This window comes from Methylocystis sp. JAN1 (genome assembly GCF_052186135.1).
GTDB lineage: Bacteria > Pseudomonadota > Alphaproteobacteria > Rhizobiales > Beijerinckiaceae > Methylocystis.
On the sequence record NZ_CP181499.1, the window covers coordinates 817,116 to 840,325 of the forward strand.

21 protein-coding genes are annotated in these 23,210 nt (G+C 65.4%); 11 read left to right on the forward strand and 10 right to left on the reverse strand.

Annotation, left to right across the window (positions count from 1 at the left end):
• The first annotated feature begins 50 nt into the window (after positions 1-50).
• Both ACNHKD_RS03875 and cobT read left to right on the forward strand, forming a co-directional pair.
• Positions 51-281 carry an FmdB family zinc ribbon protein gene (locus tag ACNHKD_RS03875; RefSeq protein WP_442756833.1) on the forward strand — a complete coding sequence of 77 codons (231 nt, stop codon included), beginning with the start codon at positions 51-53 and terminating at the stop codon, positions 279-281.
• Between the two features lie 184 nt (positions 282-465).
• The gene (gene cobT / locus ACNHKD_RS03880) at positions 466-2,388 is read left to right on the forward strand and encodes a cobaltochelatase subunit CobT (protein ID WP_442755805.1); all 1,923 of its coding nucleotides are present in this window, start codon (positions 466-468) and stop codon (positions 2,386-2,388) included.
• A gap of 366 nt (positions 2,389-2,754) precedes the next feature.
• On the opposite strand, the gene ACNHKD_RS03885 is transcribed toward cobT, so the two are convergent.
• Complete coding sequence (locus ACNHKD_RS03885) at positions 2,755-3,543, reverse strand: quinoprotein dehydrogenase-associated SoxYZ-like carrier (protein WP_442755806.1); 789 nt, start codon at positions 3,541-3,543, stop codon at positions 2,755-2,757.
• Positions 3,544-3,783: 240 nt separating this feature from the next.
• On the opposite strand from ACNHKD_RS03885, the gene ACNHKD_RS03890 reads away from it, so the two are divergent.
• Complete coding sequence (locus tag ACNHKD_RS03890; RefSeq protein WP_442755807.1) at positions 3,784-5,154, forward strand: IS1182 family transposase; 1,371 nt, start codon at positions 3,784-3,786, stop codon at positions 5,152-5,154.
• 329 nt (positions 5,155-5,483) lie between these two features.
• Here the strand turns inward: ACNHKD_RS03890 and ACNHKD_RS03895 are convergent, their stop codons facing one another.
• Positions 5,484-6,419, reverse strand: a complete 936-nt coding sequence (locus tag ACNHKD_RS03895) for a quinoprotein relay system zinc metallohydrolase 2 (RefSeq protein WP_442755808.1) — start codon at positions 6,417-6,419, stop codon at positions 5,484-5,486.
• Between the two features lie 284 nt (positions 6,420-6,703).
• On the opposite strand from ACNHKD_RS03895, the gene ACNHKD_RS03900 reads away from it, so the two are divergent.
• The 4 genes from ACNHKD_RS03900 to ACNHKD_RS03915 all read left to right on the forward strand — a co-directional run bounded on the left by ACNHKD_RS03900 (position 6,704) and on the right by ACNHKD_RS03915 (position 10,794).
• Positions 6,704-8,569: a methanol/ethanol family PQQ-dependent dehydrogenase gene (locus ACNHKD_RS03900; protein WP_442755809.1), complete on the forward strand. Its 1,866-nt coding sequence runs from the start codon at positions 6,704-6,706 to the stop codon at positions 8,567-8,569.
• A gap of 115 nt (positions 8,570-8,684) precedes the next feature.
• Positions 8,685-9,191 carry a c-type cytochrome, methanol metabolism-related gene (locus ACNHKD_RS03905; RefSeq protein ID WP_442755810.1) on the forward strand — a complete coding sequence of 169 codons (507 nt, stop codon included), beginning with the start codon at positions 8,685-8,687 and terminating at the stop codon, positions 9,189-9,191.
• 251 nt (positions 9,192-9,442) lie between these two features.
• On the forward strand, positions 9,443-10,249 hold the full coding sequence (locus ACNHKD_RS03910) for a substrate-binding domain-containing protein (RefSeq protein ID WP_442756834.1): 807 nt from the start codon (positions 9,443-9,445) through the stop codon (positions 10,247-10,249).
• Positions 10,246-10,794, forward strand: a complete 549-nt coding sequence (locus ACNHKD_RS03915; RefSeq protein WP_442755811.1) for a PQQ-dependent catabolism-associated CXXCW motif protein — start codon at positions 10,246-10,248, stop codon at positions 10,792-10,794. The genes ACNHKD_RS03910 and ACNHKD_RS03915 overlap by 4 nt, the downstream gene beginning before the upstream one ends.
• A 54-nt stretch (positions 10,795-10,848) precedes the next feature.
• On the opposite strand, the gene ACNHKD_RS03920 is transcribed toward ACNHKD_RS03915, so the two are convergent.
• A complete protein-coding gene (locus ACNHKD_RS03920) occupies positions 10,849-11,472 on the reverse strand; it encodes a hypothetical protein (RefSeq protein ID WP_442755812.1) in 624 nt (207 codons plus the stop codon).
• A 16-nt stretch (positions 11,473-11,488) separates the two neighbouring features.
• On the opposite strand from ACNHKD_RS03920, the gene ACNHKD_RS03925 reads away from it, so the two are divergent.
• Positions 11,489-12,190 (forward strand): HisA/HisF-related TIM barrel protein, encoded by a 702-nt coding sequence (locus ACNHKD_RS03925; protein WP_442755813.1) that lies wholly within the window; start codon positions 11,489-11,491, stop codon positions 12,188-12,190.
• A 51-nt stretch (positions 12,191-12,241) separates the two neighbouring features.
• Here the strand turns inward: ACNHKD_RS03925 and fae (ACNHKD_RS03930) are convergent, their stop codons facing one another.
• The 5 genes from fae (ACNHKD_RS03930) to mch all read right to left on the reverse strand — a co-directional run bounded on the left by fae (ACNHKD_RS03930) (position 12,242) and on the right by mch (position 16,658).
• Positions 12,242-12,814, reverse strand: coding sequence for a formaldehyde-activating enzyme (fae, locus tag ACNHKD_RS03930; RefSeq protein ID WP_442755814.1), 573 nt, complete (start codon positions 12,812-12,814; stop codon positions 12,242-12,244).
• Between the two features lie 168 nt (positions 12,815-12,982).
• A complete protein-coding gene (fae, locus tag ACNHKD_RS03935; RefSeq protein ID WP_442755815.1) occupies positions 12,983-13,492 on the reverse strand; it encodes a formaldehyde-activating enzyme in 510 nt (169 codons plus the stop codon).
• Positions 13,493-13,629: 137 nt separating this feature from the next.
• Positions 13,630-14,457: a triphosphoribosyl-dephospho-CoA synthase gene (locus ACNHKD_RS03940; protein ID WP_442756835.1), complete on the reverse strand. Its 828-nt coding sequence runs from the start codon at positions 14,455-14,457 to the stop codon at positions 13,630-13,632.
• A 174-nt stretch (positions 14,458-14,631) separates the two neighbouring features.
• Positions 14,632-15,624, reverse strand: a complete 993-nt coding sequence (locus tag ACNHKD_RS03945) for an ATP-grasp domain-containing protein (protein ID WP_442755816.1) — start codon at positions 15,622-15,624, stop codon at positions 14,632-14,634.
• A 56-nt stretch (positions 15,625-15,680) separates the two neighbouring features.
• Positions 15,681-16,658, reverse strand: a complete 978-nt coding sequence (gene mch / locus ACNHKD_RS03950) for a methenyltetrahydromethanopterin cyclohydrolase (protein WP_442755817.1) — start codon at positions 16,656-16,658, stop codon at positions 15,681-15,683.
• A 571-nt stretch (positions 16,659-17,229) separates the two neighbouring features.
• Between mch and ACNHKD_RS03955 the strand changes: the two genes are divergently transcribed.
• On the forward strand, positions 17,230-18,279 hold the full coding sequence (locus ACNHKD_RS03955; RefSeq protein WP_442755818.1) for a GlxA family transcriptional regulator: 1,050 nt from the start codon (positions 17,230-17,232) through the stop codon (positions 18,277-18,279).
• Between the two features lie 20 nt (positions 18,280-18,299).
• Positions 18,300-20,090, forward strand: coding sequence for a hydrogenase maturation protein (locus tag ACNHKD_RS03960; RefSeq protein WP_442755819.1), 1,791 nt, complete (start codon positions 18,300-18,302; stop codon positions 20,088-20,090).
• Between the two features lie 209 nt (positions 20,091-20,299).
• Here the strand turns inward: ACNHKD_RS03960 and ACNHKD_RS03965 are convergent, their stop codons facing one another.
• The gene (locus ACNHKD_RS03965; protein WP_442755820.1) at positions 20,300-21,286 is read right to left on the reverse strand and encodes a GlxA family transcriptional regulator; all 987 of its coding nucleotides are present in this window, start codon (positions 21,284-21,286) and stop codon (positions 20,300-20,302) included.
• 161 nt (positions 21,287-21,447) lie between these two features.
• Here ACNHKD_RS03965 and amoC point away from each other — a divergent pair, with 161 nt between their 5' ends.
• The gene (gene amoC / locus ACNHKD_RS03970; protein ID WP_442755821.1) at positions 21,448-22,218 is read left to right on the forward strand and encodes a bacterial ammonia monooxygenase, subunit AmoC; all 771 of its coding nucleotides are present in this window, start codon (positions 21,448-21,450) and stop codon (positions 22,216-22,218) included.
• Between the two features lie 98 nt (positions 22,219-22,316).
• On the opposite strand, the gene ygfZ is transcribed toward amoC, so the two are convergent.
• Entirely contained in the window at positions 22,317-23,141 is an 825-nt protein-coding gene (gene ygfZ, locus ACNHKD_RS03975) for a CAF17-like 4Fe-4S cluster assembly/insertion protein YgfZ (protein WP_442755822.1), read from the reverse strand.
• Positions 23,142-23,210: the final 69 nt, after the last annotated feature.

A 23,210-nucleotide genomic window follows, 5' to 3' on the forward strand; every position in this document is an offset into this window, starting at 1 on the left:
CGGAACGCGCCTTGCATCCCTCGCGCGACGACCTGTCGCGCGAGGAAATCATGCCCCTCTACGCCTATACGTGTAATGAGTGCGAGGCCGCGTTCGAGCTTCTCGTCCGCTCGTCCGACACGCCGGAATGCCCGGCCTGCAAATCGCAGAAGCTGACCCAGCAGGTCTCCCGCATCTGCAGGGAGATCAAATATCCGGCCATCGCCCGCTCCTGGCGCCGCCGCGCCGCGGCGGAAGGCGACCTGTCGAATTTCAGCAAGGCCGAGCGCGGGAAGATTTGAGGCGAGCCGGCGACGCCGGGCGTGAGCCGCGCCCTCTCCCCGCAAGCCCGCTTGCGGGGCGCTAGGAGTCACATCTCCGTGACGGAGGGCGATTGCGGCCTTCATCGCGGATCGGGCTCTACGAAGATCGTCTCCGATTCCCTTCGACTTGCTCCTTTCCGCGCGCCCGCGCATATAGTGGCGAATGCCTCCCGCGCCGACCAATCGCCGTCCCGCCTCTCCCAAGGAAGCTCCGCAGGAACCCTTCAAACGGGCGGTCGCCGGCGCCATGCGCGCCATGGCGAGGAGCCCCAAGCTCGACGTGGCCTTCGCGCCCGAGCGGCCCTCGCTGATCCAGACCGAGGAAGGCGCCAAGGCGCGGATCACCGAGCCGCCGCGAAAGCTGTCGCCCAGGGAGGCCGCGATCGTGCGCGGCCAGGCCGATTCGATGGCGCTGCGCCTCGCCTGCCATGACGACGCGGTGCATCGCCGCTACGCGCCGGAGACGCTCGAAGCCCGCGCCGCCTTCGACGCCATGGAGCAGGCCCGCGTCGAATCGATCGGCGCGCGGCGCATGGCCGGCGTCGCCGCCAATATCGGCGCGATGCTCGAGGATCGCTATACGCGCAGCCATTCGGAAAAGATCGCGAGCCGCGAGGACGCGCCGCTTGAGGACGCGCTGGCATTGATGGCGCGCGAGCGCCTCACGGGCCTCGAGCCGCCTCCCCACGGCGCGAAGATCGTGGCGTTCTGGCGCCCGCTCGTCGAGGAGCGGGCCGGAACGGATCTCGACCGTCTCATCGGCGCCGTCGAAGACCAGAAGCATTTCGCCCAGATCGTCCGGGAGCTGCTCTCGCATCTCGACATGGCCGGCGTCGAGGCGCCGGACGAGATCGAGGCCGAGGACGAGACGGACGAGGCGCCCCAGAATCCGGACGAGAGCGAAGAGCAGGAGCAGGAGGAGAGCAAGGCGAAAAGCGCCGCCGAAATGGAGACGGCGCTCGCCGCCGAGGATTCCGAGCAGGAAGGCGAGAGCGAGTCCGCCGAGGCGCCCTATGGCGAGGCGCCCGAGGAGTCTGAGGACGGCGATCTGGAGGAGGCGTCGGAGGCCCGCCGCCCAACCCCGCAAAACGGCGACCGCTCCGGCGCCGACTACCACGCCTATACGACCCGTTTCGACGAGATCGTGCGGGCCGAGGAGCTTTGCGATACCGAGGAGCTCGACCGGCTGCGCGCCTATCTCGACAAGCAGCTTCTGCACCTCTCCTCGGTCGTGGGGCGCCTCGCCAACCGCCTCCAGCGCCGCCTCATGGCGCAGCAGAGCCGTTCCTGGGAGTTCGACCTCGAAGAGGGCATGCTCGACCCCGCGAAGCTGCCGCGCGTCATCATCGACCCGCAGCAGCCTCTCTCCTTCAAGCGCGAGAAGGACATGGAGTTCCGCGACACGGTCGTGACGCTGCTGCTCGACAATTCGGGCTCCATGCGCGGGCGCCCGATCACCGTTGCGGCCACTTGCGCCGACATTCTGGCGCGGACGCTCGAGCGCTGCGGCGTGAAGGTCGAAATTCTCGGCTTCACCACCCGCGCCTGGAAGGGCGGCCAGTCGCGCGAGCTCTGGATCAACGAGGGCAAGAAGCCGAATCCTGGTCGCCTCAACGACATCCGCCACATCATCTACAAGGCGGCCGACGCCCCCTGGCGGCGCGCGCGGCGCAATCTGGGCCTCATGATGCGCGAAGGCCTGCTTAAGGAAAACATAGACGGCGAGGCGCTCGACTGGGCGCACCGGCGCCTTCTCGCGCGTCAGGAGCAGCGGCGCATCCTGATGATGATCTCGGACGGCGCGCCGGTCGACGACTCGACCCTCTCCGTCAATCCGGGCAATTATCTCGAGCGCCATCTGCGCCAGATCATCCACGACATCGAGACCAGATCGCCCGTGGAGCTGATCGCGATCGGCATTGGGCACGACGTCACGCGCTATTACCGCCGCGCGGTGACGATCGTCGACGCCGAGGAGCTGGGCGGCGCCATGACCGAAAAGCTCGCCGAGCTTTTCAGCGAAAACAATGCGCCGGCGCCGGCGCCCGCCCGGGCGCGTCCCGCCCCGCTCGCCGCCCGAGCTTAATCGAGGCTTCACCCTGTTTTTGGATCGCGTCGCCGTGGCGAAAAAGGTCGCGGCGACGATTACAATTGCAACTTTTCCCCCCGACGCGCGTTAACGGGAGCGCGCCAAGCTCAATGAGCGCGCGGGGATGAGTGGCCTGGGAGTGAGTGAGATGGCGTTGGTGAAAAGGAAGCGCCAGGAGGCGCCTGAATTTCAGAAATATGCGTGCGTTACGGCGATTTGCGCGTTGGCGTCCCTGCCGCTGGCCTTTTGCGCGGCGGTCACGATCTTCGCCTGAACGTCAAGCCTTGGGATGAAAAGCCTTGGGATGAAAAAGGGGGCGGCGGCTCCCTTTTATTTTTTCGGCCTCCGGCTTTTTCAGAGCGCTCAGGACGGCTCGGCTATGGGCCATTCGCCCTTGTAGACGCCGCCTTTGTTGTCATGCGCCACGACGCGCATCGTCTTCGCGCCGTTCGGCGCGTAAGTGAAGCGGAAGTTCGGATCTTCCGACAAGGAAATCCCGCCCTCCATCCTGAAGATCAATTCGTCGCCCTGCCAGACCTCGACCGCGTCGACATAATGCGCGGGCGTGTAGGCGCGCGTGATCTGGTCCATTTGCATTCCGGAATTGTTCGGATGCCGGATCATGACCTGCGCCTCGCGCCTCCCCGCGACCGCGCTCCTGAATTCGCGATATTTCATCTTGCCCATATTGGCGAGCGCCTCGTCCGGGTCCTTGCCGGCGGGCGTCGAGCAGCCGCCCGAGGCTTTTACGAATTTCACTTCGGAATGCAGCTTCCCGTCCTGAGTCTCAGCCACGGCGTGGACATTGGTGTAGCTGTTCACGCGAACGCGCGTCTCGATGAAGTCGACGCCCGCCTTGTCGCCGAGCGTGAAGCTCGCCGCCATGGGCATGGGATTCTGGTCGATGACGAGCGTTGCGGACTTTACCTTCGCGGGATCGGCGAAACGCATGGTCATCGGCACGATGGCCGCGTCCTCGGCGCGCTTGGGAGCCTCGAGCGACACGGTTCCGTCGGCCGGCGCGACCTGCCGGCCGTGGAAGATGTCGGTGACGAGCCCCGGCCAGGGATCGGGAGCATTGGATTCAGCGAGCGCCGACGGGGCGAGGGCGGCGAGCAGGACGGCGGCGAGCGCCGCGCGGGTTCTTGACATGGATTTCCTCCCGGACTTTCGCCAAAGATTAGCGCAGGTCGGGGCGGGCGGGTGAGACAAAGTCACGGGCTAAAACGGCTCCGAAGTTACGCCTGTCGTGCGATCCAGCCCCGCCGAAACCAGCATGGCGTCCCTCGCCACAGAGCGCTTTCGGCTCATGCATAAGATAGGCGTTTTCAAAACGCCCCAGACTGCTGACAAACCCCTGGCGCAAGCTGGGGGTTTTTGATTCACTGGGTCATGCTTCGCAAACCCGGCCCTGAGCAGACGGCGATCGAGATGGTGACGCTCGACCAGCTTGTCCCCGCCGACCACCTGCTTCGGAAAATCGAGGCGGCGGTCGATTTCTCGTTCATCCACGAGCGGGTCGCGGGGCTTTATTGCCCGGACAATGGGCGGCCGCCGCTCGATCCGACCTTGATGTTCAAGGCGCTGTTCATCGGTTATCTGTTCGGCGTGCGCTCGGAGCGCCAGCTCGTGCGCGAGATCGAGGTCAATGTCGCCTATCGCTGGTTTCTGCGGCTGAAGCTGACCGATCCGGTCTTCGACGCCTCGACGCTGAGCCAGAACCGCCGCCGGCGTTATCAGGACGAGAGCGTCGCGCAGGACATCTTCGACCGCATTGTCGAGCAGGCGATCGCGCACGGCTTCGTGTCGGGAAAGGTCCTTTACACGGACTCGACGCATCTGAAGGCGAGCGCCAACAAGAACAAGTTCGACAAAGCCGTGGTCGAGAAGTCGCGCGCCGACTATTGGGCGGCGCTCGACGCCGCGATCGACGAAGACCGCGCCGCGCACGGCAAGAAGCCCTTGCCGGAGAAGGAGCGCCAGCCCGCCGTTGTCGAGACCAAAGTGTCCCGCACGGATCCCGAGAGCGGCTATATGGCGCGCGATGGCAAGCCGAAGGGCTTCTTTTATCTCGACCACCGCACGGTGGACGGGCGGCATGGGATCATCACCGACAGCTTCGCGACGCCGGCCAATGTGCATGACAGCATCGTCTATCTCGCGCGGCTCGACCGGCAGCGGGACCGCTTCGAGCTGAATGTGCGCGCGGTGGGGCTGGACGCCGGCTACGCCACGGCGGGGATCGCCAAAGGGCTGGAGGATCGTGGGCTTTACGGCGTGACGGGCTATCGCAATCCGACGCCGCCCAAGCCCGGCATGATGCGCAAAAGCGCCTTTCGATACGACCCCGAGGCCGACGTCTATCGCTGTCCGCAGGGCCAGGCGCTCGCTTATGCGACGACGGATCGCACGGGCTACCGGCATTACAAATCCGACCCGGCCGCGTGCCGCGCCTGCCCGCTGCTGGGCTCTTGCACCGGCAACGCCAAGGCCGAGCGCACCCTCACCCGCCACGTCTGGCAGGACGCGCGCGAACGGGTCGACGCCCATCGGCTCACCATCGAGGGCAGGTTTATCTACAAGCGGCGCAAGGAAACGGTGGAGCGCTCCTTCGCCGACGCCAAGCAGCTCTTCGGCCACCGCTACGCGAGATTCCGGGGTCTCTTGCGCGTGCGATGGCAATGCCTGCTCGCCGCCGCCGCGCAGAATATGAAGAAGATCGCCCTGCTCATGGCCAACAGGGCCGATCCGAGGCTTGCGTGACGCCCGAGGGCCCATTCACTCCTCGAAAAATCCGCCACTTCGCCCTCCTCCCCAACCAAAACAAAAACCCCCGCCAAAAATGACGGGGGTTTGTCAGTGATCTGAGGCGTTTTCAAAACGCCCCAGACTGATGACAAAGTCGGTTGACGCCCTTCGTGCTTCGAGACGCCTGCCGCGCGGGCTCCTCAGCATGAAGGGCTTTTTCTTCCTGCAGCAAACACTTAGGCCTCATCCTGAGGAGCGAGCAAAGCTCGCGTCTCGAAGGAGGAGGCCGCCTTTCGAGGTTTGTCATCCGTCTCAGGCGTTTTCAAAACGCCCGGCGCCTTCCTTTATGGCCCTTCCCACTCCACCTCCGCGAAGCCCGCCGTGACGTTTCGGGCGTGGTAGTCGTCGAAGAGGCTCCATTTCCCGCGCTCCTCCGCGCCGACGCTCTGCGCCGCGTCTTTCACGCTCTTGCCCTTCCTGATCGCGGCGCGCAGGCCGGCGGCGAGCTTCGTCAGATAGGCGCGCTCGTCGTCGAGCGCCTTGGGCCAGGGGGCGACCTCGGGGCCGTGCCCCGGCACGACGCGCTCGGCTTTTATCTCGGCCAGCTTGTCTGCGACGTCGAGAAAGCCGAGCAAGCTTCCATCCACCACCGGCACATGTCGCAGAAAGAGCAGGTCGCCGGCGAAGAGCGTGCCTGTCTTCTTGTCCAGCACGGTGAGGTCCGCCTCGCTATGGGCAGTCCGCCAGGCCTGTAGCAGGATTTCCCGTCCGCCGAGATCGAGCGTCATGGAATCGGCGACGGTCAGCGTCGGCGCGACGATGATCGTGCCGTCGAGCGCGTCGCCCATGATCTGGCGGAAGGATGCGAGATAATGCTCGCCTCGCGCCGCGAGCGCGCGCGGCAGGTTCCTGTGGCCGACGAAGGTCGCGCCCGTCGACGTGAAGGCGCCGTTGCCGAAGACATGATCCGGGTGGGCGTGCGTGTCGATCACGAAGCGGACGGGCTTTTGCGTTTTCTCCCGCAGCGCGGCGAGAAAGACCTTGCCCTGAGCGAGGCTCCCGCCCGTGTCGATCACCGCGACCGCCTCGTCTCCGACAATCGCGCCGAGATTGGCGATGCCGCCGAGATTTTCCCGGGTCATGAGGGATGTTTCGCCCGGATGCGCATAGGCGCCGGGCGCGATCTCGTCGAGCCTGAACGGCGCTCCAGCCCTCGCCGGAAGGGGCGCCGAGAGGAGCGCGAGAAGCGTCCCCGCGAAAGCCAAAACTAAGCGCAACATATTGATTCGCCTCGGAGCTTCACCGCCGCGGAGCCGCACGCCGAGGCTTACGTTTTTTGCGATTGCGATTCAACCGTTCGCGACATATTATCCCGCCGTTTCCGAGTTAGAACACGTCTCCCGGACGGGAACCGGGAGCAACTCGACGCCATCGAGTTTTTGCACGAGCGGCGCGAGACCATAACGGAAAACGCCTTCCCAATGTCGAGGCGCCCTGAGAGGCGCGACGTCGGCGGCGGCGCAACGATCAGGCGCGCCGGTGGCGTCGTCAGGAGGAAAAGCTCATGCATAAGCTGTTGTTGTCGACTTCAGTTGGTGTTCTCGCGCTGTTTGCCGCCGGCGCTGCGAATGCTGACGACGAGTTGCTTTCTTTACAGAAGGACCCGAAGCAGTGGGCGTTGCCGACGGGGGATTACTGGAACCTGCGTCATTCGGGGCTGAAGCAGATTACGTCGGAGAATGTCGGCAAGCTTGCTCCGGCGTGGCAGTTTTCGACGGGCGTGTTGCGCGGGCATGAGGGCGCGCCGCTGGTTCTCAACAATGTGCAGGTGACGGATTCGTCCGGCAAGACGCTGACGACGGACGTGATGTATCTTCACACGCCGTTCCCGAACATCGTCTACGCGCTGGACGCGAAGGACCCGGCGCATCAGATCCTCTGGAAATATGAGCCCAAGCAGGACCCGTCGGTGGTTCCGGTGATGTGCTGCGACACGGTCAATCGCGGCCTGGCTTATGGCGACGGCAAGATCTTCCTGTCGCAGGCGGACACGACGCTGATCGCGCTGGACGCGAAGACCGGCAAGCTGGTCTGGTCGGTGAAGAACGGCGATCCGTCGAAGGGCCAGACGTCGACGGCGGCGCCGCATGTGTTCAAGGACAAGGTGCTGGTTGGCATCGCCGGCGGCGAGTTCGGCGTGCGCGGCCACATCACGGCCTATTCGGTCAAGGACGGCAAGCAGGTGTGGCGCGGCTATTCGATGGGCCCGGACGCCGACACGCTGATCGAGCCGGGCAAGACGACGCATCTTGGCAAGCCGGTCGAGAAGGATTCGGGGATTACGACGTGGGAAGGCAATCAGTGGGAGACGGGCGGCGGCACGACCTGGGGCTGGTATAGCTACGATCCGGAGCTGAACCAGATCTTCTACGGCTCGGGCAACCCCTCGACCTGGAACCCCAATCAGCGTCCGGGCGACAATCGCTGGTCGATGACGCTGTGGTCGCGCGACCTCGACACCGGCAAGGTGAAGTGGGTCTACCAGATGACGCCCCATGACGAATGGGACTATGACGGCATCAACGAGGTGATACTCGCCGACCAGAACATTGGCGGCAAGACGGTGAAGACCGCCGTTCACTTCGACCGCAACGGCTTCGCCTATACGCTGGACCGCACCAATGGCGAGCTGCTGGTGGCGGAGAAATACGATCCGGCGGTGAACTGGGCGACGAAGGTGGATCTGGACAAGTCGTCCAAGACCTATGGGCGCCCGCTGGTGGTCGACAAATATTCGACGCAGCACAATGGCGAGGACACGAACACGCAGAACGTCTGCCCGGCGGCGCTGGGGTCGAAGGACGAGCAGCCGGCGTCCTACGATGCGGCGACGGGGCTGTTCCTGGTTCCGACGAACCATGTCTGCATGGACTATGAGCCGTTCCGCGTGAGCTATACGGCGGGCCAGCCCTATGTCGGCGCGACGCTGGAAATGTTCCCGGCCGGGAAGGTGCTGGGCGACGGGACGAACCATACGGGCAACTTCATCGCCTGGGACGCGAAGACGGGCAAGATCGTCTGGTCGAACAAGGAGCAGTTCTCGGCGTGGGGCGGCGCGGTGTCGACGGATGGCGGCGTGACCTTTTACGGGACGCTTGAGGGCTATCTGAAGGCGGTGGACACGAAGACGGGCAAGGAGCTTTACAAGTATAAGACGCCGTCGGGCATCATCGGCAATGTGATGACCTATGAATCGGGCAGCAAGCAGTATGTGGCGGTTCTGTCGGGCGTCGGCGGCTGGGCGGGCATCGGCCTGGCGGCGGGCCTGTCGAAGTCGAACGAAGGCCTCGGCGCGGTGGGCAACTACGCCTCGCTCGCCAACTACACCGCCCTCGGCGGCGTGCTGACCGTCTTCGCCCTGCCCAACTAAGCAGGACGTAAACGTCGCACATCAAAATACTGGCGCTCGGCGTTCCACCAATTTAAAGGTGACGCCGGGCGCCATCGTTTAGATGGTAAAAAAGAACCTGATCAGGGAGAGAGTGATGAGATCGTCGCTTGCCGGGGCGCTGGCCCTGGGCGTCATGATATTTGTGGGAACCTCCGCCATGGCCGAGGCGCCCGGAGATCCCAAGGCCGTCAAATCCGAGAACGGCAAATATTTCGACGCGAAGGGCGATCCCACTTACAATGTCGGCGCGGACGGCACGGTTGACTGGTACACCTTCTCCGGCTATCGCCGCTATCACGCCGAATGCCACGTCTGCCATGGCCCGAACGGCGGCGGCTCCACCTACGCGCCCGCGCTGAAGGAGTCGGTGAAGCGCTTCAACTATGCGGAGTTCGCCGGCATCGTCATCGGCGGCCGTCAGAACGGCAACAGCGTCATGCCCGCCTTCGCCGAAAACAAGAACGCCGTCTGCTATATCGACGACCTCTATATCTATCTCCGCGCGCTTTCGACCGGCGCCGTCCAGCCGGGCCGCCCGGAGAAAAAGGAACCCGCGCCCGAAGCCTTCAAAAAGGCCGAAGCGGAGTGCATGAAGAAGTAATTCCGGCTTCCGGATGAGAGACAGAGATTTTCCGGCCCGGAAGCTGTCGCAGCTTTTCGGGCCGTTTTTTTCCATGGCCAATTCGGCGAGCCGCGATTATTTGATGGAAAACTTTGGTCCATCAGTGGGCTGCGTCTCCAAATCGGGAGTGGAATCGCGTGAAGCGGCAGATCGAATTCAAACGACTTTGGCGCGAGCCGGCGCTCATCATCGCGCTCAGCCTTGCCGCCGCTTCCGCCGCCGCGCAGCATATGGGGCCCGATGCGGGCGCGACGGGCTCGGACAGTGCGAGCGGCATCGAGCTGATTGATCCAAAGGTCCTCCGCGTTTGCGCCGATCCGAACAATCTCCCCTTCTCCAATGAAAAGGGCGAGGGCTTCGAGAACAAGATCGCGCAGCTCCTCGCGACGAAGCTTCACAAGGAGCTGGCCTACGCCTTTTATCCCGGCGCGACCGGATTTGTCCGCAATACGCTGAACGCGCATCTCTGCGACGTCATTCTCGGTATGCCGCAGGGCAACGATCTCGTGCAGCCGACCAACCCCTATTACCGCACGACTTACGCCATCGTGACGCGGGCGGGGTCCGATCTCGACGGCATAAGGAACCTCGAAGATCCGCGCCTGAAGGAAAAAAAGGGCAGGATCGGCCTCGTCGCCAATACGCCGCCGGGCAATGTCCTCGCGAAAAATGGCATGATCGGCCTCGTGAAGCCCTATTCGCTGATGGTCGATACGCGCGTCGAATCCTCAAGCGCCGCAATGATTCACGATCTCGAGAGCGGCCAGATCGACGCCGCGCTCCTTTGGGGGCCGATCGCCGGCTATTACGCGAAAAAGTCGAGCGCGAAACTGAACGTCGCGCCGATTCCCGAAACGCCCGGGGCGCGCATGGCCTTCCGCATCGCCTTCGGCGTCCGTCATTCGGACCAGAACTGGAAGCGCGAGCTCAATACGCTGCTGTCCCAGAACAAAAGCGAGATTGACGCTATACTGGCGGATTATGGCGTGCCCCTGCTGGATGAAGCAGGCCAGCCGATCGCGAAAGCCGCGCAATGAGGCGCTGCGCCGTCGCCGCTCTTATCGCCGCCGCCGCGCCGGCGCAGGCCGCGACGAAGGCGCGGGCGCCGGAGCCCGACGCCTATCGCATGGAGGCCTATCGCGCGCCCGTGCCCGCGACCCTCAAGGGCGCCACGATCGTCGACACCCCGAAGGCCTTCGGATTGTGGAGGGCGAAATCGGCGGTCTTCATCGATGCGTTGCCGCATGCGCCGAGGCCTGAAGGGCTGCCCGGGAACGCCGTGTGGCGCGAGCAGCCGCGCTTCGACATTCCCGGAAGCGTCTGGCTGCCCGATACGGGCTACGGCGCGCTTTCCGACGCGACGCAGCGCTATTTCGAAAAAGGCCTGGAGAAGGCGACCGGCGCCGACAAGACGAAGCCGCTCGTCTTCTACTGCCTTGCCGATTGCTGGATGTCCTGGAACGCCGCCAAGCGCGCACTGGCGCTCGGCTACGCCAATGTGAACTGGTATCCCGAAGGAACCGACGGCTGGGCGGCGGCGAAACATCCGCTGGAAGAGAGAAGGCCTGAAGCGAGAGACTGACTGGCGCGAGCCGTTTCGCCGGTTGCGTCCCTCGCAGCGGGGGGCCGCGCGTCCTTACTCCATTTCCGCGATGATCTTGCGGGCCAGCGCGCCGAGGCGCTGCTCGATCAGCGCGGGACTCTCGCAGACATAGCTCACCATTTTGCGCTGCTCCTCGAAGAGGCGCACGCGCCATTGCAGCGCCTCCGCGGCCTTTTTCACCGCTTCCGGCTCGGGCGGCTTCCTGTTCTGCAATTCGTAGAAGGCCTGCGTCTCCTCGCGCGTCTTCTCGGCCATTTCCTTCAAGCGCCGGCCGAAGCGGTCGAGGCCGTTGACGATGTCGAGCCGTTCGCCGTTCAGGCGCTCATAGAGCCCCGAAAAGAGCAGCGTGAGGCGGGCCTTGCGGTTGGCGCCGGCGCCTTTCGCAAAATCGGCGATGAGCTTTTCCGCCTCTTCCTGCGGCGTGCGCCGGGGCGCAATGCGCGCGACGAGATCGGCGACGGCGGCGTCGTCGCGCCAGCTCTTCCTTTCCTGCTCGATGGACGGCCCGGTCCAGACGCCGCCAAGCGCGATCTCCGGCACGCGCACCTGCCTGCAGGGCCAGTCGCCCTGCATGGTCTGTGCGCAAACAGGCGCGGCGCCAAGGGCGAGCGCGAAAAGCGGCGCGCGGAAAAAGCGGATCGTTCTTCTAGTTGGCATGCGCCTATAATGCCTCATGCAAATCATTCCCGTCATCGATATTCGGCGCGGCGCCGTCATGCGCGCGATCGCCGGCCGCCGCGCCGAATACGCGCCGATCGCAACGCCGCTCGCGGCGTCGAGCGCGCCGCTCGACGTCGCGCGCGGGCTGATGTCGCTTCATCGTTTCAATGCGCTCTATATCGCGGATCTGGACGCCGTCGAAGGGCGCGGCGACAATCGCGCGTCGATCCGTGCGATCGCGGAGGATTTCCCGCAACTCCGCCTGTGGGTCGATGCGGGTTTGCGCCGCGTCGCAGATGCGCGCGCTTGGCTGGAAATCGATAATGTCGATGTCGTTTTCGGCAGCGAAACGATCGACTCGCCGGAGGAAATCGCCTGGGCGACGGAGAATGCGCGCGCGATCCTGTCGCTGGATTTCAATGGACGAATCTTTCTGGGGCCGGAGGCGCTGCTGTTCTCGCCGGGAATCTGGCCCCGTCGCGTCATCGTGATGACGCTGCATCGCGTCGGCGCGGGCGAAGGGCCTGATCTCGCGCGCGTCGCCCACATTGCGCGCGACGCAGGAGACCGGACCGTGATCGCGGCGGGCGGCGTGCGCGACATGGCGGACCTGCGCGCGCTCGAAAGAAGCGGCGCGGCGGGCGCGCTCGTCGCGACGGCGCTCCATGACGGGCGCCTCGGCCGCGACGATCTTCTGCGGCTCTCGGCAAAATAAAAGGGGAGCCGCACGGGCTCCCCCTTAAGAGACGCGCGCGGGGTCGCGCGATCAGTTGGCGGCGAAGGGATGCTTCGCTGTGACGCGCTCCTGGACGACGCGCTGGGCCTTGGGGTCGCCCTTCATCGCGCGGGCGATGGCTTCCTTCGTGGCCTGATAGTTGAAGTCCTGGATCTTCTGGTCGTCATTGGCGTCCCAGTGGATGAAGACGCCGACGCAGATGAAGAGGTCTTCAGCCTTGTCGAGCGGGATGACGCCTTCGGCGACCGAGTCCGCGACCGCCTTGGCGACGCCGTGCTGGGCCGGGCCGAACATCTGAACGGCCTGCTTGGCGTTCTTGATGGTCACCTTGTTGAACATCATGGTGTAGGGCTTGACGAGCAGGTTCGGCGCGATGACCGCGAGCAGGGTCGTGAAGCCGTCCTTGTTGTTCACGAGGCCGTTGGCGAAGGCCTTCTCCGCCGCCGAGCCGCGCGGACCCATGATCAGGTCGATGTGAGCGACCTCGTTGCCGTCGCCGACGAGCGACTCGCCGACGCCCGTCTTGGCGCTCGATCCCGCGAAGCCGCCGGCCGTCGGCTTTGGAAACAGCGCGCCCAGAATCTTTTCAAAGAAAGAAGCCATGTTTTTCGTCCCTCCCGGCGCCATTCGCGTAGAGCGGCGTCTATTTGTGCGCGCACCCGCGCGGAGCCTGATTCTTATGTCGACGCCCGGCCATCGGCGCGTCTCTCGTACGGCTGAACGGGGAGCCGGCGAGGGCTCCCCGAATCTCTTGCGCCAAGGCGCCCGAACTCAGTTCGGAGCGAAGGGGTGCTTGGCCTCGTTGCGCTTGGCGACGACTTCGGAGGCCTTCGGCTCGCCGCGGACGGCGCGGGCGATGGCTTCCTTCGTGGCCTGGTAGTTGTAGTCCTGGATCTTCTTGTCGTCGTTGGCGTCCCAGTGGATGAACACGCCGACGGAGATGAAGAGGTCGTCAGCCTCGTCGACCGGGATCACGCCCTCGGCGACCGAGTCGGCGACGGCCTTGGCGACGCCGTGCTGGGCCGGGCCGAACATCTGGACGGCCTGCTTGGCGCCCTTGATGGTGACCTTGTTGAAGAGGATCGTGTTGGGCTTGCAGAGCAGGTTCGGGGCGACGACCGCGAGAAGGGTCGTGAAGCCGTCCTTGTTGTTGACGAGCGCGTTCGCGAAAGCGAGCTCGGCGGCCGAGCCGCGCGGACCCATGATGAGGTCGATGTGAGCGACTTCGTTGCCTTCGCCGACGAGCGACTCGCCGACCAGCATCTTGTTGATCTTCGCCATGTGCGTTTCCTTTCCAGTTCCCCCTGAGCGCCCGCGCGCCTCGCGCCGCAAGCGCTCCTATCCTTCGTTTTCGGCGTCAGGCGAAAGGCCCGACCGGTTGGCCAGATAGCCGCGAGACCACCCCGCGCGGCGCGGACTCAACCATTTTTGCGCGCGCTTGCCAAGATGGACATGATCGAATCGGCGAAAAGAACAGCCACCGTCAGGTCCGCGCTCGTGCCCGGATTCACGCCGATTTCCTTAAGCTTGCGGTCGTGGCGGAGCGCCAGGGCGAAAGCGTCGTCGGGCGTCGCGCGCTCGATTTCGCGGGCGAGCGCCGAAGCTTCCTCGCGCACCGCGCGGGCGGTTTCATGCCCCCATTTCCGCGCGATGTGACTGTCGGGAAAGGCGGCGAGGAAAGCCATATAGATCTCGAGCGTCGCGCACGGCGCGTCGCGCCCGCGCGCCCGCGCGCGCGCCAGCGCGCCGAGGCCCGTTTCGAAAATGTCGATGAAGCCATTGGCGTATTGATAGCCGATTCGGTCGCGATCGGCCGATGCGCGCATGGCTTCGAGCAATGTGGCGTCGGCCGGGCGCGCGACGTCGTGCGCCTCCGCCGAGCCGAGCCCGGCGGGGCTGGCGCGGGAAATGGCGCGGAAGGCGGCGTCGGCGTCCTTTATGCTCAGAGCGCCGAGCGCGCGTTCGGTCTCGCGGCGAAGCTCGGCGACTTCGGCGGCGAGCCCCGCATGGGCGAGCGGCGCGCAGAGCAGCACGATGCCGAGATTGGTGTTCTGGTTCACGGCCGCCCATGTGGCCTCGACCGCGCCGAGAATGCGCTCGCCCACGCTCGCCCCGGGCGCCGCGATGAAGGGCGCGGCGGCGCGGGCGCTTTCGATGAAGTCCTTCGCCTCCATGCCGTGACCCGGCGCGAAATGATGGACATTGCCTGGTTTCGGCGCGGCGAGCTCCGCCTCGCAGGCGGCGATGAAGGCGCGTGCGACGGCTTGCTCCGTCGCCCTATAGGCGGGGCGAGGGGCAGGGGCAGCCTCCCTCTCCCCGCTTGGGGGGGAAGGGTCGGGGCGAGGGGCAGGGGGACTGGTCAAATCTGTCAGCTCATATCCGCAGCCAGGACGGAAAGGTGGTTGATCCCGCCTTGCCCCTCACCCTAGCCCTCTCCTCGCGTCGCGGCGAGAGGGAACCAAGGCGAGCGCGTCCTCGGCCAGACGTTCGGCGATTGAGAAGGGCGTGATGCGTTGCAGCCCGCTCCAGCCGGGCATGGAATTCACCTCCAGCACCATGGGCCGGCCCTCGGCGCTTCTGATGAGATCGACGCCGGCCATGATCGCTCCCATGGCCTCCGACGCGGCGAGCGCCATGCCGCGCTCCTCCTCGGTCGGTTCGATCGCAATGGGCTTCGCGCCCTGTCGGACATTGGTGACCCAGTGGCTGGAGCGACGCTTCATCGCCGCGACGACCTCTCCGCGCGAGACGAGGATGCGCATGTCCTCGTATGGCGGGCGGCTTGGTCCGACGAAGCGCTGCAGATAGAAGACGCCGCGCGCCTCCCCGGCCGAGGGAATGTCGTCTTCCTTCTCGATGAGCCTTATGCCCCAGCCCTGCGCCCCGAAAAGCGGCTTCATGACGAGGGGGCCTTTCGGCAGCTCGCGTCGGGCGATCGCCCGCGCCTGGGCGAGGCTCTGCGTCGCGAAGGTCTCGGGCGCGGGAACGCCCGCGCGGGCGAGCAGGAAGCTCGCCATGCTCTTGTCGGTGCAGCGTTCGATGGCGCGGGCGCCGTTGACGAGCGGGACGCCCAGGGCCTCCAGCGCGTGCAGAACGGCAAGCCGCATGGTGATCGCCTCGAGCGAGCCGTCGCCGATGGCGCGCACGACGGCGAGGTCGGGGAGAGCGTGAAAGCCGGGAATGGCGAGCCCGTGCGGGCGGCTCGTGTCGATCCGGCAGGCGAAGAGCCGCACGGCGACCGGCGTCGCGCCGAGCGCGCGAAAGGCCGCGAGCGTGCGCTCGACATGCCAGTCGAGCTTGTCGGTGAAGACGACGACGCGGGGTTTCCCACCTCCCCCTTGAGGGGGGAGGTCGAGCGCGGCAGGCGCTCGGGCGGGGGTGGGGCAGCCTGTCGTCACGTTTCTCGTTTTCACCCCACCCCGCGCTGCCTCGCAGCGCGACCCTCCCCCTCAAGGGGAGGGTGTATAAATTATCCCCCGAACGACTTGTCCAGCAGCTCTTCGTTGATCTTGCCGGCGCGGAAGGTTTCGCCGGTCTCGACCGCCGTCACAAGCGCTTCGGCCGGCGAGAACAGGCTGCCGTCGATCTTGTAGAAGTCGCCCTTATAGGCCTTGAAGATGTCGGCGAAGGGCTGGCCGTAATCCTTCGAATTATGGCTCGGGAGCTTCTCGGCCAGTTCCCTGGCCGCCGCCGCCGGGCCCTTCACGAAGAGATGCGCGCGGCCGGCGTAGATGATCGCGTCATTGGTGCGCCCCATCGCCTGAACGAAATCCGGGTGGGGCGGCGAGAGCGGCGCGGTGGCGATTCCGTCCACGATGTTCTCCAGCGGGAAGTGCAGCTCATGCGCCTTGTGGAGCGCGACCTCGAGCACGCGGCCCACGACCTGCACGCCGCCGGCGAGCGACTGCGTCGGCGCATAGACGAAGGCGACCTTGTCGGGCGACACGCCGGATTTGCTCGCGACCTTCTCGACGACTTCCGGCGGCGGCGCCTTGTCGCTTTCGAGCACGATGGTCACGCGGCCCGCCTGGTCCTTGTAGGACAGCTCCTCGAAGAGCTTCTCGACGCGCGCCTGGGCGCGGCCGGGGCCGGAGCCGAGCGCGAAGAACTTTTCATGCGAGAGGCTCCAGCCGGCATATTGGCTGGCGAGGCAGGCGACGACCGGATCGTTCGACGCGACCGTCAGCCAGAAAGGCCATTTCGCGGCGCCCGGCGCGTGTGAGAGCGTGACCTTGCCGAGGCCGCCCATGCAGATTTCCGTGAGCAGCAGGCCGGCGTCGACGCCGCCCGCGACCTTGGCGCCCGCGTCGATCAGCAATTCGCCGAGGCTGCCGCGCGAAACGGCGACGCGATAGCGGTCGGCGCCGGCCGCGAGCCGGTCGACGATCTCGCCCGCAAGAGTGTTGACGCTGGCCGTCGCGCGGCCCGTATTGTCGCTTGCGCTCACTTGTGGTCCTTCCCTCGAATCTCAGTGGCTCTTCCCTCGCCAATTTCGCCGTCTGACGACGAAAAAGGCCGCCCGCGGGTGGCGCGGGCGGAACTTATAGAGCTTTGCGGCCAAAACGAAAGCGTCCAAAAGTCGCGAGGCCTTGAAGGGCGTCGCGCCGGCGTCGCGCGGCGCCCGTAGGGCGATTTGGAAACCGGGATTGCGAAGCGGGCGGGATGGATCGAGAAAACATTGACCGGTCTCCGGCTGCGAGGCGGCGGCGCATGTCTCTTTCAGGGATCTACCATCGTGTTTTTCGCCATCGGCGCAATCATCCTGGGAAATTGCGGCGTCTTGCGCGCCCTTGACGTCGCGCTGGACGCCATCCGCCGCTGAGTTGATCCCGCCGCCTCGATTTTCAGCCCGAACGCGCCTTCCGCCCCCGTCGGCGGAAGGTTTTCATTTTCTCGTCCTTTCGCGATTTTTCCCGCCGGCGTCACCCAAATGGGTGAGTTCGCGCGGCCGGGAACATGGCAGAATTCATCAGTTTTTTGTCGTTGCGCCGTTCGGGGCGGGGCGAGAGACTATTGAAATGACCAGAGTTACGCCTCCTTTTGATCCAGTTGTTTTCGAGCGGGAAGCGGACCGTTCAGCAGTCCAGCGGACGCGCAGGATCGGCTTTCTGATCTACCCGGATTTCGAGATTCTGGATCTCTGCGGTCCCCTCGACGCCTTCTATTACGCCGAACGCTCTTTGGGCATGACCGGCCGGATCAAGGAGCCCGGCTACCAGACGGTCGTGATCGCGCCGAGGAAGGGCCTGGTGAAGGCCAAATGCGGTCTCGAAATTCTCGCGGCGCATGATTTTTCCGAAATCGCCGGCGGGCTCGACACGCTGATCGTCTCGGGCGGCGAAGGGGTGATGACGGCCTGCGCCGACGAGGCCCTCGTCGACTGGATCAAAGCGATGTCCTGCCGCGTGCGCCGCGTCGCCTCCATCTGCAACGGCGCCTTTCTTCTCGCCCGCGCCGGACTTCTGAACAATCGCAAGGTCACGACCCACTGGCTTTACAGCGACCGGCTCGCCGCGGCGCACCCTACCGTCAATGTCGAGCCCAACCTCATCTTCGTGCGCGACGGCGGCGTCTATACCTCCGGCGGCGTCACGGCCGGCATTGATCTCGCTCTGGCGCTGATCGAGGAGGACCTCGGCCGGGAAGTCCCGCGCATGATCGCCGCCGTGATGGTCGTCTTTCTGCGCCGCCCCGGCGGTCAGGCGCAGTTCAGTCCTTTCCTGCAGGGAGAGGCGTCGAACTGCCGCGACATCGTCGAGCTGAAGTCCTGGATACTCGGCAACGCCGGCGAAAGCCTGACGGTCGAGCGCCTCGCCGCCAAGGTCGCGATGAGCCCGCGCAATTTCGCGCGCCGCTTTCATGCCGAGGTCGGCATGACGCCCGCGCGCTTCGTCGAATATGCAAGGGTCGAAGCGGCGCGCTGCCGCCTCGAGCAATCTGATCTCACGCTTCAGACAATTGCGGAGAGTTGCGGCTTCGCGACGCCCGAGCGCATGCGGCGGGCGTTCAGGCGCAGCCTTGGCGTGAGTCCGTACGACTACAGGGAGCGCTTTCAGTCGACTTTGTGAAAGACATTGGGAGGGGAGCCATGAACATTCTTTTTCTCACGACGGCGCATAACAGCCTGAGCCAGCGTCTGCTGATCGAACTTTCGGGGCGGGGGCATCGAATTTCGGTGACGATCGCCGACGGCGAAGCCGCGATGCGCGACGCCGTCGCCGGAGAAAATCCCGATCTCATCATCGCGCCCATGCTCAAGGCGCCCGTGCCCGAAGAAATCTGGTCGAAGCGCGTTTGCCTCATCGTTCATCCGGGAATTATGGGCGATCGCGGGCCGTCCTCCCTCGACTGGGCGATCACAGGCGGCGAGAAGCGCTGGGGCGTGACCGTGCTGCAGGCCGCCGCCGAGATGGATGCGGGGCCCATCTGGGCGAGCCATGAATTTCCTTTGCCGCGCGTGGCCGACGCCAAGGGAAGCCTCTATCGGAATGAAGTCACCGACGCCGCGGTCAAGGGCGTGCTGGAGGCGGTCGAGAAATTCGAGTCCCGGCGCTTCCGCCCGAGCCCGCTCGACTATTCGCGGCCCGAAATGCGCGGCCGCCTGCGGCCGGCCATGAGGCAGAAGGATCGCGCCATCGACTGGATGCGGGATCGCACGGACGACGTCGTGCGCAAGATTCGCGCGGCGGACAGCGCGCCGGGCGTGCTCGATACGCTTTTCGGCCTGCCCGTCTTTCTCTACGGCGCGCATCACGAGGACCGGCTGAAGGGCGCGCCGGGCGCGATCGTCGCGCGGCGCGACGGCGCCATCTGCCGCGCCACGATCGACGGCGCGGTCTGGATCACGCATCTCAAGCTCAGAAACGAGGCGCATCCCGACAATTGCGATCTCGCGAGATCGGAAACGGGTTGCGCGCATTGCGACGCCGCCTTTTGTCCCACCGCCGGAATCAAGCTCCCCGCGGCGCAGCTTCTCGGTCCGCTTCTGCGCGGCGTCCCGGAGATCGTGCTGCCCGTCGTCGCCGAGCTGGATTACCGGACCTATCGCGAAATCCGCTATGTCGAGCGCGACGGCGTCGGGCATGTCTATTTCGAGTTCTACAATGGCGCGATGAGCACGGAGCAATGCTATCGCCTGCGCGACGCCTTCCTCTTCGCGCGCAGCCGTCCGACGCGGGTGATCGCGCTGCATGGGGGCAGGGATTTTTTCTCCAACGGCATTCATTTGAACGTGATCGAGGCCGCCGACGATCCGGCGCTGGAGTCATGGCGCAACATCAACGCCATCGACGACGTCGTCCATGAAATCCTCAACACCATGTCGCATGTCGTCGTCGCGAGCATGCGCGGCAACGCCGGCGCGGGAGGCGCGATTCTCGCGCTCGCCGCCGATCGCGTCTTCGCGCGCGACGGCGTCGTGCTCAATCCGCATTATAAGAGCATGGGCGGACTCTATGGCTCCGAATATTGGACCTATGCGCTGCCCCGGCGCGTCGGCGCCGAACGCGCCCGCGAATTGACGGAAGCCTGCCGACCGATGGGAATGACTGAAGCGAAGGCGATCGGCTTCGTCGATGAGGTCTTCGCGGGCGATGCGGACGCCTTCGAGCGCCAGGTCGCGGCGCAGGCGGCGGCGATCGCGCAGCGCGCCGATTTCTGGAATCTTCTGCGAGAGAAGCACGACAGGCGCGTGCGCGACGAGCGGGCGAAGCCGCTCGCGGCCTATCGCGCGGAGGAGCTCGCGCGGATGAAGGTGAATTTCTTCGGGCCCGATCCCGCCTATCATCTGGCGCGCGAGAAATTCGTCTTCAAGGGACGCGCGCCGTCAACGCGGCCGCCCCGCGCCGCCGCGCCCGAGCGCATGACGCTGGCGATGTAGGTGCGAATGAGGGGCGTTCTTCACCCTCTCCCCGCAAGCCTACCGGACGCACACATCTCGAAAGTCACCAACGCCGTCATGGCCGGGACGAGCCCGGCCATGACGGCCTCCGGAGATGCGTGACTCCCTGAGCTCCGCAAGCGGGGAGGGGGCGCGTGCGATCAGCCCAGTTTTTTGCCGCGCTCTAAGCGGTTGAGCGAAGAAAAAGCTCACGCCTTCGCGCCGCGTCTTGCGAGCGACCAGCTGCGATAGGCGCCGGGCGTCATGCCGGCGTAGCGCCGGAAGGCGCGGCGGAAGCTCGTCTCGTCCGCATAGCCCGACGCGGTGGCGAGCTGCTTGACGGAGCTCTGCGTGGTTTCGAGCAGCATGCGCGCCGCCTCGAAACGCACGCGGTCGAGGAAATGTTTCGGCGTTTCCCCCGTCGCCTCTTTCAGACGCCGATGCAGCGTGCGCTCGGAGACGTTCATCGCGCGCGCGAGCTGCGTCGAGGTCAGCGGCGCGTCTCCCGCCTGCCGCACCACGCGCTCCGCTTCCAGCACGAAGGGATTGGAGGCGGTGAGATGGCCCGGCGGGATATAGATCGTCTGCGTCGAGGGAACCGTGTCGACCACCGTGAAATCGGCGGCCTTTTTCGCGGCCTCGGCGCCGCAAAGCTCGCGGATCACATGCAGCGACAGATCGATCCAGGATAGAGGCCCGCCGGCCGTCACGACGCGGCGGTCCGCCATGAGCGAGGCGCCCCAGGCGACGTCGGCGCGCGGATAGCGGGCGCGCAATGCGTCATGGCGCCACCATGTCGTCGTGCAGCGGCGGCCGTCCAGCAGCCCGGCCTCGCCGAGCAGAAAGACGCCGTTGCAGGCTCCCGTGACGATGGCGCCGAGCGCGTGCTGGCGCCGCAGCCAGCCGGCCGCGGCGTTGAGGTCGCCCGCCGGCGGCAACAGATCGTCGCAGTTGCACAGGAAAGGGGGGACGATGACCGCGGCGCAGGCGTCGAGCATGGCGAAGGAGGCGTCCACCGCATGCATGCGCCCGAAACCGTCGCGAAACGGCTTGCCGTCATGGGTGACGGTGACGACGCGATAAGGCTCGGGGCGGCCCTTCGATTCGAGCATGCGCCGGCTCATCAGCAAGAGATCCGCCGCGCCGAGAAAGCCCTGCCCGAGACAGTCGGCATAACCCAAAATCGCAATGTCCATCGCCAGCTCCATGGCGGAAATTGCCTTACTATTGGCAAATTCGCTGTCAGACTTTGCAAGAGTAATGGCAAATCCGCCATGCTGGCAAGGCCGAACGGGTCCGTATCCTCCTGTTTTGCCGGAAGCGCCCGAGCGCATTCCGGCGGAAACGGAGAAAGACAATGAGCCTATCAACCCAAACAGCTTCGGGCGCCGTCGCCGCCGAGAAGCCGATCGTCGATCTCAGGGGCATGTGGATCGGGCTGGCGCTGCTCAACAGCTTCTATCTGCTCGTGCGCGTCTATGAGCAGATCTATGGCTGGCGCGCCGGCCTCGACTCCTTCGCGCCCGAATTCCAGACCTACTGGATGTCGATCCTCTGGTCGGAAATCCCGCTGGAGCTGGTTTCAGGCCTCGCGCTTGCGGGCTATCTGTGGAAGACGCGCGTGCGCGACATGTCGACGGTCACGCCGCGCCAGGAAATGCGCGCCATCGCCGATAATGTGAAATGGCTCGTCGTCTATTCGGCGGCGATCTATTGGGGCGCGTCCTTCTTCACCGAGCAGGACGGCACCTGGCACATGACGGTGATCCGCGACACGGACTTCACGCCCTCGCACATCATCGAATTCTACATGAGCTATCCGATCTACTCGGTGCTGGCGATCGGCTGCTTCTTCCACGCCAAGACGCGCATTCCCTACTTCTCGAAGGGCTATTCGCTCGCCTACCTCATCGTCTCGATCGGCCCCTTCATGATCATCCCGAATGTCGGCCTCAACGAATGGGGCCATACCTTCTGGTTCATGGAGGAGCTCTTCGTCGCGCCGCTGCATTGGGGCTTCGTGTTCTTCGGCTGGATGGCGCTCGGCGTCTTCGGCGTGGTGCTGCAGCTCCTGCTGAACATCCATCGTCTGATTGGCAAGGAGGGCGTCGCCCTTCTCGCCGAGTGACCGGGAAAGGGTGCGCCGCGCCAGAGGCGTATCCCGAATTCCCGTCCGTCGAGCTCGGGCCGCCTTTCGACGCGTCGAAGGGCGGCCTCCTTGTTGCGTCAGCCTTTCTCGACGAACTCCAAAGCGACGCCGCCGGCGATCGGCGCGTCGCCCTTTTCCCTTGCGTCGGCGAGACGGTCGAGCCGGATGAGCGCAAGCCCTTCGTCGCCGACGGCCGAGCCCGTGACGCCGATCTCGATCTCGCCCGCGCGGATCGACTGGCCCGGCGCCGGCGCGCCGCCCGCCGCGCGATAGGGCGTCACGCGCTTGCGCACGAGATTGCGGTGCTTCATGCGCGAGACGACTTCCTGCCCGACATAGCATCCCTTCTTGAAGTCGAGCCCCGCGAAGACGTCCATGTCCGCCTCATGCGGGAAAGCGTCGCTATAGGCGAAATCGACGCCGCCCTGCGGCACGCCGGCGCGGATGCGGCGCGTCTCGTAGTCTTCGAGCGGGCCGGTCGCGGCGATTTTTCCCTTTTCGGCAAGCGCCCGCCAGCCCAGCGCCTCGGCGCGCGGATCGGGCGCGAGCGCTGCCGCCTCGATCTCGGGCCGCGCCGTCGCGTCGGGGAAGACGATCGTCTCCAGCGCGTCGCTCCGATTCGCGACCGCGATCTTCGAGCGCAGCTTGTATGTGTTGAGGCGCTTCTCGAGCTCGGGGGCGAGCGAAAGCGGACAATCGAGTAGGAAACGTCCCTCGCCGAGCGAGAATACGACAAAATCGAACAGGATTTTCCCCTGCGGCGTGAGAAGGGCCGCGAAGCGCGCTTCGCCCGCTTTCAGCGACGCAATGTCGTTCGTCACCAGATTATGCAGGAACTTGGCGGCGTCGTCGCCGGAAACCTCGATTACGCCGCGGTCCCTGAGCAGGATCGCCGTGGTCATTGGTTCTTTCCATGGGTTGAAGCGCGCGCCTTGGCGCATCAGCGACTTGTGCTTATCTAGGGCGTTGTC

Coding starts and splice junctions, on each gene's coding strand:
- ACNHKD_RS03925 (WP_442755813.1), top strand. CDS start 11,489: ATGCAAATCATTCCCGTCATCGATATTCGGCGCGGCGCCGTCATGCGC.
- ACNHKD_RS03900 (WP_442755809.1), top strand. CDS start 6,704: ATGCATAAGCTGTTGTTGTCGACTTCAGTTGGTGTTCTCGCGCTGTTT.
- ACNHKD_RS03910 (WP_442756834.1), top strand. CDS start 9,443: ATGGGGCCCGATGCGGGCGCGACGGGCTCGGACAGTGCGAGCGGCATC.
- cobT (WP_442755805.1), top strand. CDS start 466: ATGCCTCCCGCGCCGACCAATCGCCGTCCCGCCTCTCCCAAGGAAGCT.
- ACNHKD_RS03895 (WP_442755808.1), bottom strand. CDS start 6,419: ATGTTGCGCTTAGTTTTGGCTTTCGCGGGGACGCTTCTCGCGCTCCTC.
- fae (WP_442755815.1), bottom strand. CDS start 13,492: ATGGCGAAGATCAACAAGATGCTGGTCGGCGAGTCGCTCGTCGGCGAA.
- ACNHKD_RS03875 (WP_442756833.1), top strand. CDS start 51: ATGCCCCTCTACGCCTATACGTGTAATGAGTGCGAGGCCGCGTTCGAG.
- ACNHKD_RS03955 (WP_442755818.1), top strand. CDS start 17,230: ATGACCAGAGTTACGCCTCCTTTTGATCCAGTTGTTTTCGAGCGGGAA.
- ACNHKD_RS03885 (WP_442755806.1), bottom strand. CDS start 3,543: ATGTCAAGAACCCGCGCGGCGCTCGCCGCCGTCCTGCTCGCCGCCCTC.
- ACNHKD_RS03920 (WP_442755812.1), bottom strand. CDS start 11,472: ATGCCAACTAGAAGAACGATCCGCTTTTTCCGCGCGCCGCTTTTCGCG.
- ACNHKD_RS03890 (WP_442755807.1), top strand. CDS start 3,784: ATGCTTCGCAAACCCGGCCCTGAGCAGACGGCGATCGAGATGGTGACG.
- amoC (WP_442755821.1), top strand. CDS start 21,448: ATGAGCCTATCAACCCAAACAGCTTCGGGCGCCGTCGCCGCCGAGAAG.
- ACNHKD_RS03965 (WP_442755820.1), bottom strand. CDS start 21,286: ATGGACATTGCGATTTTGGGTTATGCCGACTGTCTCGGGCAGGGCTTT.
- ygfZ (WP_442755822.1), bottom strand. CDS start 23,141: ATGACCACGGCGATCCTGCTCAGGGACCGCGGCGTAATCGAGGTTTCC.
- fae (WP_442755814.1), bottom strand. CDS start 12,814: ATGGCTTCTTTCTTTGAAAAGATTCTGGGCGCGCTGTTTCCAAAGCCG.
- ACNHKD_RS03960 (WP_442755819.1), top strand. CDS start 18,300: ATGAACATTCTTTTTCTCACGACGGCGCATAACAGCCTGAGCCAGCGT.
- ACNHKD_RS03915 (WP_442755811.1), top strand. CDS start 10,246: ATGAGGCGCTGCGCCGTCGCCGCTCTTATCGCCGCCGCCGCGCCGGCG.
- ACNHKD_RS03905 (WP_442755810.1), top strand. CDS start 8,685: ATGAGATCGTCGCTTGCCGGGGCGCTGGCCCTGGGCGTCATGATATTT.